General features: G+C 73.1%; 9 protein-coding genes and 1 pseudogene. 1 reads left to right on the forward strand and 9 read right to left on the reverse strand.

Translation table 11 applies throughout. From position 1 onward, the window contains the following. Nucleotides 1-11 precede the first annotated feature (11 nt). Nucleotides 12-929 carry a DUF808 domain-containing protein gene (locus tag ACME2J_RS15135; RefSeq protein ID WP_495545775.1) on the forward strand — a complete coding sequence of 306 codons (918 nt, stop codon included), beginning with the start codon at nucleotides 12-14 and terminating at the stop codon, nucleotides 927-929. A gap of 64 nt (nucleotides 930-993) precedes the next feature. On the opposite strand, the gene ACME2J_RS15140 is transcribed toward ACME2J_RS15135, so the two are convergent. The 9 genes and pseudogenes from ACME2J_RS15140 to ACME2J_RS15180 all read right to left on the reverse strand — a co-directional run. After that, nucleotides 994-1,476: an alpha/beta hydrolase gene (locus tag ACME2J_RS15140; RefSeq protein WP_495545767.1), complete on the reverse strand. Its 483-nt coding sequence runs from the start codon at nucleotides 1,474-1,476 to the stop codon at nucleotides 994-996. A 14-nt stretch (nucleotides 1,477-1,490) separates the two neighbouring features. Then, the gene (locus ACME2J_RS15145) at nucleotides 1,491-2,474 is read right to left on the reverse strand and encodes a D-alanine--D-alanine ligase family protein (RefSeq protein WP_495545768.1); all 984 of its coding nucleotides are present in this window, start codon (nucleotides 2,472-2,474) and stop codon (nucleotides 1,491-1,493) included. After that, a complete protein-coding gene (pknB, locus tag ACME2J_RS15150) occupies nucleotides 2,471-4,453 on the reverse strand; it encodes a Stk1 family PASTA domain-containing Ser/Thr kinase (RefSeq protein WP_495545769.1) in 1,983 nt (660 codons plus the stop codon). The genes ACME2J_RS15145 and pknB overlap by 4 nt, the downstream gene beginning before the upstream one ends. Next, nucleotides 4,446-5,879 (reverse strand): peptidoglycan D,D-transpeptidase FtsI family protein, encoded by a 1,434-nt coding sequence (locus ACME2J_RS15155; protein WP_495545770.1) that lies wholly within the window; start codon nucleotides 5,877-5,879, stop codon nucleotides 4,446-4,448. Before ACME2J_RS15155 ends, pknB begins: the two co-directional genes overlap by 8 nt. Beyond that, nucleotides 5,876-7,177: an FtsW/RodA/SpoVE family cell cycle protein gene (locus ACME2J_RS15160; protein ID WP_495545771.1), complete on the reverse strand. Its 1,302-nt coding sequence runs from the start codon at nucleotides 7,175-7,177 to the stop codon at nucleotides 5,876-5,878. Before ACME2J_RS15160 ends, ACME2J_RS15155 begins: the two co-directional genes overlap by 4 nt. Beyond that, nucleotides 7,174-8,478: a Stp1/IreP family PP2C-type Ser/Thr phosphatase gene (locus ACME2J_RS15165; protein ID WP_495545772.1), complete on the reverse strand. Its 1,305-nt coding sequence runs from the start codon at nucleotides 8,476-8,478 to the stop codon at nucleotides 7,174-7,176. The genes ACME2J_RS15160 and ACME2J_RS15165 overlap by 4 nt, the downstream gene beginning before the upstream one ends. 7 nt (nucleotides 8,479-8,485) lie before the next feature. After that, nucleotides 8,486-8,971, reverse strand: a complete 486-nt coding sequence (locus tag ACME2J_RS15170) for an FHA domain-containing protein (protein ID WP_495545773.1) — start codon at nucleotides 8,969-8,971, stop codon at nucleotides 8,486-8,488. Nucleotides 8,972-8,973: 2 nt separating this feature from the next. Continuing rightward, nucleotides 8,974-9,777, reverse strand: coding sequence for an FHA domain-containing protein (locus tag ACME2J_RS15175; RefSeq protein ID WP_495545774.1), 804 nt, complete (start codon nucleotides 9,775-9,777; stop codon nucleotides 8,974-8,976). A 36-nt stretch (nucleotides 9,778-9,813) separates the two neighbouring features. Next, nucleotides 9,814-10,605, reverse strand: a pseudogene (locus ACME2J_RS15180) (hypothetical protein); the annotation flags it as partial.

A 10,605-nucleotide genomic window follows, 5' to 3' on the forward strand; every position in this document is an offset into this window, starting at 1 on the left:
GCGGGCCGCCGATGAGCGCCGGGCTCGCCGGGCTCCTCGACGACGTCGCAGCGCTCGCGAAGGCGGCGGCCGCCTCGGTGGACGACGTCGCCGCCGGCACCGGCCGGGCGAGCGCGAAGGCCGCCGGCGTCATCGTCGACGACGCCGCCGTCACCCCGCGCTACGTCCACGGCTTCCACCCCGAGCGCGAGCTGCCCGTCATCAAGCGCATCGCCACCGGCTCGCTGCGCAACAAGCTCCTCTTCATCCTCCCCGCCGCGCTGCTCCTGAGCGAGCTCGTGCCGTGGCTCCTCACGCCGATCCTCATGATCGGGGGCACCTACCTCTGCTACGAGGGCGCCGAGAAGCTGTGGGAGGCGGTCAACCCGCACGAGCACCTCCCCGAGAGCCCCGCGACCGTCCAGGGCCCGGAGCAGGAGGAGGAGCTCGTCGGCGGCGCGATCCGCACCGACTTCATCCTCTCGGCCGAGATCATGGTCATCGCGCTCGACGAGGTCGCCGACGAGCCGCTCCTCTCGCGCGCGCTCATCCTCGTCGCCGTGGCGCTCGGCATCACCGCGCTCGTCTACGGCGCCGTCGCGCTCATCGTGAAGATGGACGACGTCGGCCTGCGCCTCGCCGAGACCGGCGCCGGCATCGCGGCCGCGTTCGGGCGGGGGCTCGTGCGCGCGATGCCGGTCGTCCTCTCCGTCCTCTCGACCGTGGGCATCGCGGCCATGCTCTGGGTCGGTGGGCACATCCTCCTCGTCGGCCTCGACGACCTCGGCGTGTCGTTCCTCTACGACGCCGTCCACCATCTCGAGGAGGACGTCGGGGACGCGGTCGGCGGCGTCGCCGCGTGGCTCACGAACACCGGCGCCTCCGCCCTCCTCGGCGTCGCGGTCGGCGCGACGGTCGTCGCGGCGACGCACGGGCGCGCCCAGCACTGACGTGCTGCGTCCCAGCGACGCATCGCGTCGTCGGATCGCCGCACGTCCGCGCGACGGGGCGAGGTCACGACGCGTCGGCCGCGGCGAGCCACGCCGCGCACCTCGCGGCGACGTCGGCCTCGTGGCCGACGAGGAAGTGGTCGGCCCCCGCGACGGTGTCGTGCGTCGTCGCCGCCCAGCCCGCGGTCGCCTCGCGCAGCGCGGCCGGCGCGAAGAACGCGTCGCGCTCGGCGGCGACGACGTGCTTCGGACGCTCGTCGCCGCCGATGACCGGCTCGACCATCGCCAGCGCGGGCGCGACGAGGCACCAGCCGAGGACCCGCGGGTCGTCGACGAGCGCCGCGACCCCGCCCCCGAACGAGTAGCCGACGAGCCACGCCGGCCCGTCCTCGAGGTGGTCGATCACCTGCCCGGTCGCGACCGCGAGGTCGGACGAGGCGAAGTCGAAGCGCACCGCGCCGTCGAGCGCGCCGAACAACGCGCTGACGACGTTGTTGTGCTGGTTCCCGCCCATGTCCGGGTGCGGGTGCAGGAGGAGGCAGCGCACGCGAGGCGCTCCGATCAGCTCCGCAGCGCGCGCATCTCCGCGTGGCGGTCGAGCGCGATCTCGCAGAGCCGCTCGACGAGGCGCGGGTACTCGAGACCGCTCTTCTCCCAGAGCTTCCCGTAGACGCTCGTCTCCGTGAAGCCGGGCATCGTGTTGAGCTCGTTGAGGAGAACGGCCTCGCCGTCCACGAAGAAGTCGGCGCGCGCGAGACCGGAGCAGCCGGCGCGCGTGAAGGCGGCGGCGGCGAGCTCGCGGACGCGCTCCTTCGCGGACTCGCTGATCCGCGCGGGGACGACGAGCTCCATGCCACCCGGCGTGTACTTCGCCGCGAAGTCGTACCACTCGCCGCCGAGGACGATCTCGCCCGGCTCGCTCACCTCGGGGGCGATCGTGGGGCCGAGCACGGAGCACTCGATCTCGAGACCGCGCGCGCTCGCCTCGACGATGACCCGGTCGTCGTGCTCGAAGGCCGTCGCGAGCGCCGCGTCCATCTGCGATGCGTCGCGCACCTTCACGATGCCGACGCTCGACCCGAGGCGAGCGGGCTTCACCCAGCACGGGAACCCGAGCTCGTCGAGCGGCCGCGAGGACCGCGGCTCGCCGTCGGGACCATGCACGACCAGCGCGTAATCGACCTGCGGCATCCCGGCGACAGCCATGAGGTCCTTGAAGACGACCTTGTCCATGCACGCCGCGCTCGCGAGGACGCCGGATCCGACGTAGGGGACGCCGAGGATCTCGAGCAGCCCCTGGACCGTGCCGTCCTCGCCGAACGGCCCGTGCAGGACCGGGAAGACGACGTCGGAGTGGAACAGGCCGCGGCCCGGCTCGATCGTGACGGCGTGGCCCTCCTCGTCCCGCCAGCCGCCGTCACGGCCGAGCGTGACGCCGACGACCTCGTGGCCGGCCGCCCGCAGGCCGTCGGCGACGGCGGCCCCGGACTGCAGCGAGACGTCGTGCTCGCTCGACCGGCCGCCCCTGAGCACGCAGACCTTCACTGCGCCGGCCCCGTCGTCGTCCCGGGGTTCGTGGACCCGGTGCCCGAGCCGCTGTCGCCGTCGTCGCCCGGCTGAGGATCGGGATTGAGCTCGGGCGTGAACTCGCCGACGACGATCGTCACCTTCGACCCGCGATCGCGGCTGCCGCTCGACGGGCTCTGCTCGAGGACGACGCCGTCCTGGTCCGGCGTGTCGACCTCGCGCTGCTGGACGTCGGGCACGAACCCGGCCGCGGAGAGCTGGGCGATCGCCGAGGCGGAGCTGTCACCGACGACGCCCGGGACCTCGACCGTCTCCGGCTGGACGGCGACCGTGAGCGTGACGACCGAGCCGCTCGCGACCCTCGAGCCGCTGGTCGGGTTCTGGCGCAGCACCGTCCCCTCCTCCTGCTGCTCGCTCTCCTGCTCCTGGATCGTCACCCGCAGCCCGGCCGCCTCGAGCGTCGACTCGGCGGCGTCGCGGTTCTGGCCGACGACCCCCGGGACCTCGACGCGCTCGGCGCCCGAGGAGATGACGAGAGTCACCGTCGCCCCGCGGTCGAGCGTCGTGAGCGGGTCGGGCACCGTCGTGATGACGCGGTTCTCGCCCACCTCGTCGGAGGCCTCGCTCCGCTCGCGGATGAGGAAGCCGGCGTCGCGCAGAGCCGCGCGCGCCTCCGATCTCGGCTGTCCCGTCACGTCGGGTACGCGCGCGGTCCCCGGCCCGCTGCTCACGACGAGCGTCACCGTCTCGCCCTCCTCGAGCTGCGCGCCGCCCTCGGGGTTCTGGCCGATCACCGTCCCCTCCGGCTGGTTGTCGTCGCTGCGGCGGACGACCTCCGTCTCGAACCCGTCGGTGCGCAGCCGCTGCACCGCGCTCGCCTCGTCCGCGCCGACGACGTTCGCGACGGTGACCTTCTCGCTGCCGAAGAGGAGGAGGCCGCCGATGATCGCCGCGGCGACGAGGAGGCCGACGACGAGCGCGACCCACCACTTCCGGCTGCTGTCCTTCTCCGGCGGCTGGCCCTGCTGGTAGCTGTAGCCGTCGTAGGCGGAGACCTCGGGGATGGGGCCGGAGATCTGCGTCGCCTGCGCCCCGGCGGCCCACCCGGCAGCCGCTGCTCCGGGCACGGCGAGGCCGGTCGCCGCGGTGTCCTGGCCGACGGCGGGCAGCTCCCGGCCGACCCGGTCGAGGGCCGCGATGAACTCGTCGGCGTCGGCCCACCGCTCGACCGGGTCCTTCGCGAGCGCGCGCATGACGATGTCGTCGAGGTGCTGCGGGATGCCGGCCACGATGTGGCTCGGCGCCGGCGGCCGCTCGTTGACCTGCTTCAGCGCGATCGTCACCGCGCTGTCCCCGTCGAACGGGATCCGGCCCGTGAGGAGCTCGAAGAGGATGACCCCGATCGAGTAGAGGTCGGACTGGCCCGTCACCTGGTGGCCCTGCGCCTGCTCGGGCGAGAGGTACTGCGCGGTCCCCATGATCGACCCGGTCTGGGTCATCTCCGAGACGCCCGCGAGCGCGATCCCGAAGTCCGTCACCTTCGCGCGCCCCTCGGGGTCGACGATGACGTTGTGCGGCTTGAGGTCGCGGTGGACGACGCCGCGCCGGTGCGCGAACTTCGCGGCCTTGAGGATCTGCGTCACGATGTCGACCGCGTAGGCGGGCGGCAGCGGGCCCTCCTCCTGGACGAGGCTCTTCAGCGAGCGCCCGTCGAGGTACTCCATCGCGATGTAGTAGGTGCCGTCCCACTCGCCGCGGTCGTAGACCGAGACGACGTTCGGGTGCTGGAGACCCGCGGCGGCGGACGCCTCGCGCCGGAAGCGCTCGACGAACTCGGGGTCCTCGGCGAACCGGCCGTGGAGCAGCTTGAGGGCGACGTCGCGCCCGAGCTGGAGGTCCTCCGCGCGGTACACGTCGGCCATCCCCCCGGACCCGATGCGCTCGAGCACCCGGTAGCGGCCGTCCACGATCGTCTCGGCGGTCAGACGTTCATCCATCGGTCAGCGACTCCATCACCTGTTTCGCGACAGGCGCGGCAACGGTGCCGCCCTGCCCTCCGGTCGATCTCTCGATCGTCACCGCCACGGCGATCTTCGGGTCGCTCGCGGGAGCGAACCCGATGAACCACGGCTGGTTGAGATCCGTCCTCGGGTCGATCTCGGCGGTGCCCGTCTTGCCCGCCACCTCGATGCCCTGCAGCGCAGCGGCGGTTCCCGTCCCCTCGCGGACGACCTGGGACATCATCGCCTGCAGCTCGCGCGCGGCCGACCGGCTCATCACGCGCGACTGCTCCTCCGGCTCGACGCGCTCCTCGAGGCGCCCGTCGCCGTCCGTGATCCGCTCGGTGAAGCTCGGCTTCATGAGCGTCCCGTCGTTCGCGACGGCGGCGGCGACCATCGCCATCTGGAGCGGCGTGACGAGGAGGACGTCCTGCCCGATCGCGAGGCGGCCGATGTCGACGAAGCGAGACGTCGGCGAGAGGATCTCCCCCTCGCGGTACGGCCCGGACGGCGCCATCTGCCCGTCCGGGTAGTCGAGCGGCGGGTCCTCGAGGAAGCCGAAGCGCTCCATGTACGTCTTCATCGTCTCCTTGCCGAGGTCCTCGGCGATCTGCGCCCACACGGTGTTCACCGAGTTCGTGAGCGCCGTCGTCAGCGTCACCGGGCCGAAGTCCCGACCGCCGAAGTTCCGCAGAGGGACGCCGCTGATCTCGACGCCGCTGTTCCCGTTGACGGTGCTGTCGGGCTCGTACTCGCCGCTGTCGAGCGCCGCAGCCGCGGTGACGACCTTCATCGTCGAACCGGGCGGGTAGAGCGCCTGCGTCGCGCGGTTGAGGAGCGGCGAGTCGTCGTCGGTCGCGAGCGAGCGGAAGTTCTCGGCGTCGCGGAGGTCGCCCGGCGCGAACCCGGGCACCGAGGCCATCGCCTTCACCTTGCCCGTCGCGGGCTCGATCGCGACCACCGCGCCCTTGCGGCCCCCGAGGGCCTGGATCGCGACCCGCTGCGCCTCGGGGTCGAGCGTCGTCTGCACGTTGCTCCCGACCTGCGTGCGCCCGACGATGCGGTCGATGATCGTCCCGAGCCCCTCCTTCTCGCCGATGAGCGCCTCGTTGCGCGACTGCTCGAGCCCGGCGCGCCCGATCGAGATGTACGAGTAGCCGATGATGTGACCGAACAGGTCGCCGGCGGGATAGCGGCGCGTGTACGTGTCGTCGTCGGTCTTCTCGCTGCGGGCGAGGACGGTCCCGTCCGCGGCGCGGATCCGGCCGCGGCGGATCTGCTGCTCCTCGAAGACGCCGCGCCGGTTGAGCTCGTTCGCGTTGAGCGCGTCGGCCTCGAACACCGTCCAGCGGCTCGTGAACACGATGAGCAGGCCGAACATGAGGACCGCGAGGACGAAGAGGCGGGTGATCGGAGCGTTCACGCCTCCCTCCTCGCCTTGTCGGAGACGCAGAGGAGCAGCGCGAGGAGCACGAAGTTCGCGACGATCGACGAGCCCCCGTAGCTCACGAACGGCAGCGTGACCCCGGTGAGCGGGATCACCTTCGTCACGCCGCCGACGATGACGAAGACCTGGAAGGCGAAGACGGCGGTGAGTCCGGCCGCGAGGAGCTTCGAGAAGGAGTCGCGCGCGAGCATCGCGACCTTGAAGCCCCGCTCGACGATGAGGAGGTACGTGAGGAGGACCGCGCACGCGCCGGCGAGGCCGAGCTCGTTCGTGATGAGCGCGTAGATGAGATCGGTGTGGGCCGCGGGCAGGAACTGGATCTCCCCGCCCTGCAGCGTCGTGAACGCCTGCCCGAAGCCCGCCCCGAAGAACCCGCCGTCGGCCTGGGCGAAGAGGGACTGGGCGAGCTGCTCGCTGCCCCCGACGGACTCGAAGAGCTGCCGGTCGAACGGATCCTGCCACGCCTCGATGCGCGCCTCGACGTGACCGACCGTGCTCGCGAAGAAGGCGAAGCCGGCGGCGAAGAGCCCGAGGCCGATGAGCGGGAAGCTGAGGCGGTTCGTCGCGACGTAGAGGATCGCGAGGAAGCCGCCGAAGAACATCAGCGAGCTGCCGAGGTCGCGGATGAAGACGAGCATCACCATCGCCGCGCCCCACACGACGAGCAGCGGCCCGAAGTGCTTGAGGGGCGGGATGACGATGCCGAGGAAGGTGCGCCCGCCGGTCACGAGCACCTGCCGCGTGTCGCGCAGGTAGCTCGCGAGGAAGATGATCATCCCGATCTTCGCGAACTCCGCCGGCTGGAAGGAGATCGGCCCGAGGTTGACGCCGAGGTAGGCGCCGTTCGTCTGCTCCCCGATGCCGGGGACGCGCGGGAGGAGCAGGAGGAACAGCGAGCCGAGCGCGATCGTGTACCGGTACTGCTCGAGCTTGCGGTAGTCCCGCAGGAGCATCACCGTGATCGTGAACGCCGCGAGACCCGCGACGAACCACTGCGCCTGCTCGCGCGCGAGCTCCTCGTCGAGGCGGTAGATCATCACGAGGCCGAAGCACGCGAGGATCGCGACGAGCGGGAAGAGGTAGGGGTCCGCCTCCTTGAGGAAGAGGCGCATGACGAGGTGGACCGCGAAGCAGAGCCCGAGGAACACCGCGCCGTAGGTGAGCGAGACGTCGGTGAGGACGTCGTCGCGCTGGACGAAGACGGCGGTGAACCCCGCGGTGACGAGGAGCGACGCGGGGATCAGCGCGAACAGCTCGCGCGTCCGCGCGCTCATGGGCCGCCCTGGCCCGCGACCTCGCCCCTCTCGAGCGCGCGCACGAGATCGTTCGCGTCCTCGAGTGAGCGCAGCTTGTGCTCGGTGACCGTCTCCTCGATCGGCGCGGGGAGGCCCGTGACCGGGACCCCCGAGACGAAGTTCTCGCTGTACATCTCCACGCCGAGCGGCAGCTCGTACGGGAGCCCCTTGTACACGGCGACGAAGCCCTCGTCGGAGACCCCGACGAAGTACACCGCCTGCGTCGCGATGTACCCGCCCGCGGCGAAGGGGAAGATGACGATGAAGATCGCGAAGAGGATGCGCAGCGTCTTGCGGACCGGGCTCCGGCGCGTCTGCTCGCCGCCCGTGACCGCCCGGCGGAGCTTCGGCATCCGGCGCTCGACCGGCTCCGGCGAGGCCGCGGTGGCCGCCGCGGTCGCCGCCGCCTCGGCGCCGGCGGCCTGCTGCGTCGCCAGCCCCGCCTGCACCTCGGCGACGGTCGGCATGTCGCGGCCCAGGCGCGTCGGCTCCTCGGCGCCGGCGGCGGCGGACCCGTCCGCGCCGCCGAACGCGACCTCCTCGAGACGGAAGAGGACCACCGTGATGTTGTCCCGGCCCCCCGCCGCGTTCGCCGCGTCGATGAGCGCGCGGCCTGCCCCGCGGACGCCCGCCTCGGGGTCCTCGAGCGACTCCGTGATGATGCGCGCGACGTCGCTCTCGGCGACCATCGACGTGAGCCCGTCCGAGCAGAGGAGGTAGACGTCGCCCGCGCGGGGCCGCCACGTGAGGCGATCGACCTCCACCTGCGGCTCGGGGCCGAGAGCGCGCGTGATGATCGACCGCTGCGGGTGGACCTCGGCCTCCTCCTGCGTGATCTTGCCCTCGCGGACGAGCTCGTCGACGAGCGAGTGGTCCCGCGTCAGGCGCTCGAGCGTCCCGTCGCGAAGGCAGTAGAGGCGGCTGTCGCCGACGTGCGCGACCGTGAGCTCCTCGTCGCCGACGTGGGCGACCGTGATCGTCGTCCCCATGCCGGCGCGCTCGGCGTCGGACCGCGACAGGTCGTGGATGCGCGCGTTCGCGTCCTGCACGAGCGCCGAGAGGCGGTCCTCGATGCTCTCCGGGCCGTCGGGGAGGCCCGGCTCGAGGACGTCCACGGCGATCCGCGAGGCGACCTCACCGGCCCGCGCGCCCCCCATCCCGTCCGCGACCGCGAAGAGCGGCGACCGCTCGAAGGCGGCGTCCTCGTTCGCCCGGCGCTGACGCCCGGTGTCCGTTCCCTTGAAGCTGTCGACGACGCGCAGCACCGGTACTCGTTCCACGGAGGGCCTAGCCCTCCTCGTAGCTGAACTCGCTGTCCCCGATGCGGACGCGATCACCGGGGTGGAGCGGCTGGGGGCCGCCGAGGAGCTCCTCGTTGAGGTAGGTCCCGTTCGTCGACCCCAGGTCCTCGAGCACGATGATGCCACCCTGGCGGCTCAGGCGCGCATGTCGCGAGCTCGCGAACGGGTCGTCGAGCCGGATCTCGGCCTGATCCCCGCGCCCGAGGATCGCGCCCTCGCCGATCTCGTACTCCATCCCGGACACGTGGCCGGGCGCCCGCTCGACGACGAGCCGCGCGTCGAGGCCGTCGAGATCGCCGCGCGGGACGGCGGCCGCGGTGTGGAAGCCCGTCGCGTCGGTCGGGGCCATCGGCGGAGGCGCCTGCGCGGACCGGCGGAGGTCCTTCAGGGCGCTCCGCGACACCCAGAGGATGAAGAGGTAGAGCACGGCGAGGAAGCCGAACTGGAGGGCGGCGCTGACCGGCTCGAGCATCGTCACTCCACCTCGAGGCCGATGACGGCGGTGCCGAGCTCGATGCGGTCGCCGGCCGTGATCGGCGTCGGGGCGTGGATCTCGCGCCCGTTGACGCGCACGCCGTTCGTCGAGCCGAGGTCCTCGATGACCCAGGACGCGCCGCTCGGGCGGATCTCCGCGTGCCGGCGGCTGACGTTCGAGTCGGCGAGCACGACATCGCACTCGCGGCTGCGGCCGAGGACGGCGCCCGACGCGGGGACGCCCACCCGCCGGCCCTCGGCGACGACGAACGCGCGGCCGAGGCGGGACGCGCGATCCTCGCGCAGCTCGCCCTGCACGCGGTCGGACGTCGAGTAGATCATCGTGTGCCCGTGCTCGCCCTGGACGACCGGGGGCGGTGACGGGGACGGCTCCTGATCCGGCACCGCGGGGCGCTCCCCCGTTCCGCCGGCGGCGGGACGCACGAGCCGCGCCTGGATCCCGAACTCCCCGAGGCGGAGGCGATCGTCGGTCTCGAAGGTGATGTCCGGCCGGGCGACGAGCGAGAGCTTCTCGGCGCGGGCGTGCTCGAGGACGCGGACGGCGAGCTCGTCGGCGATCTCGTGCTCGATGGGGCTCGTCTGCTCGCGGTCCTCCGGGGAGAGCCAGATGACGAACTCGTTCGGCGCGTAGGTCCGCGAGACGCTCACCGTGCGGTTCGCGTCCATCTCCTTGACGAGCCGGCGGGCCAGCTCCGCCGGGCGCACGGCCGTGCGGAAGACGCGGCCGAATGTCCCCTCGACGAGGCCGGCGATCCTGCTCTCGAGGTTCCTGAGCATGCTCATCGTGGGCGGGTCCGTCCAGTGGACGGCTCATCAATGCTACGCGTCACGCGGCGACCGAACGTCCGCACGCGACGCGCAGGCCAGCACGGCGAGCACGCCGGCGACGACGGCGCCCGGCACGACGGCGCTCGACGGCGCGGCGCTCGAGGCCCCGGCGGCCGCCTGCGTCGCGGTCGCCAGCGCGGCCGCCCAGGCCGTCGCGGCGATGAGGTCGACCGCCGCGGCGCGGCCGCGGACGACGAGAGGGAGGACGGCCGCGGCGAGCGCCCAGACCGCCCCCGCGAGGAGCCCGCCGCCGCTGAGGAGCGGGCCGACGACGTCGGTGAGGGCCGCCCCGCCGTCGTCTGCGACGACGCCGCGGGTCGGGACGCCGCCGGGAGCGCCGGCGAGGAGCCGGTCGCCGGTCGCGGCCTCGGCGAGGAGGAGCCACCACGCGCCCAGCAGGCCGAGCGCAGCGCGCGTGAGGAGGCGCGGCGCCTGCCCGGCGAGCACGGGGAAGGCGACGGCGAGGGACGCGACGCCGAGCGCCGGCGCGATCGCCGGCAGCGTCCACCACGCGGGAGCCCCGCGGACGAGGACGACGACGGGGACCGCGGCGACGGCGACGAGGACCGCGAGACCGGCGGCCTGCGCGCCGGAGAGCCAGACGACGGCCGCGACCGCGGCGCCGATCCAGCCGAGGCGCGGTAGGAGGCCGACCGCGACCGCCGCGGTCGCGCCCACCGCGAGCGGGGCGACCGGGGGCGCCGGCCCGACGTGGGCGACGACGACGGCGGCGAGCGCGCCCGTGCCGAGCCCGGCGAGGACGCGTCCCGGCGTGCGGACCGG

Source organism: Paraconexibacter sp. (genome assembly GCF_059438195.1).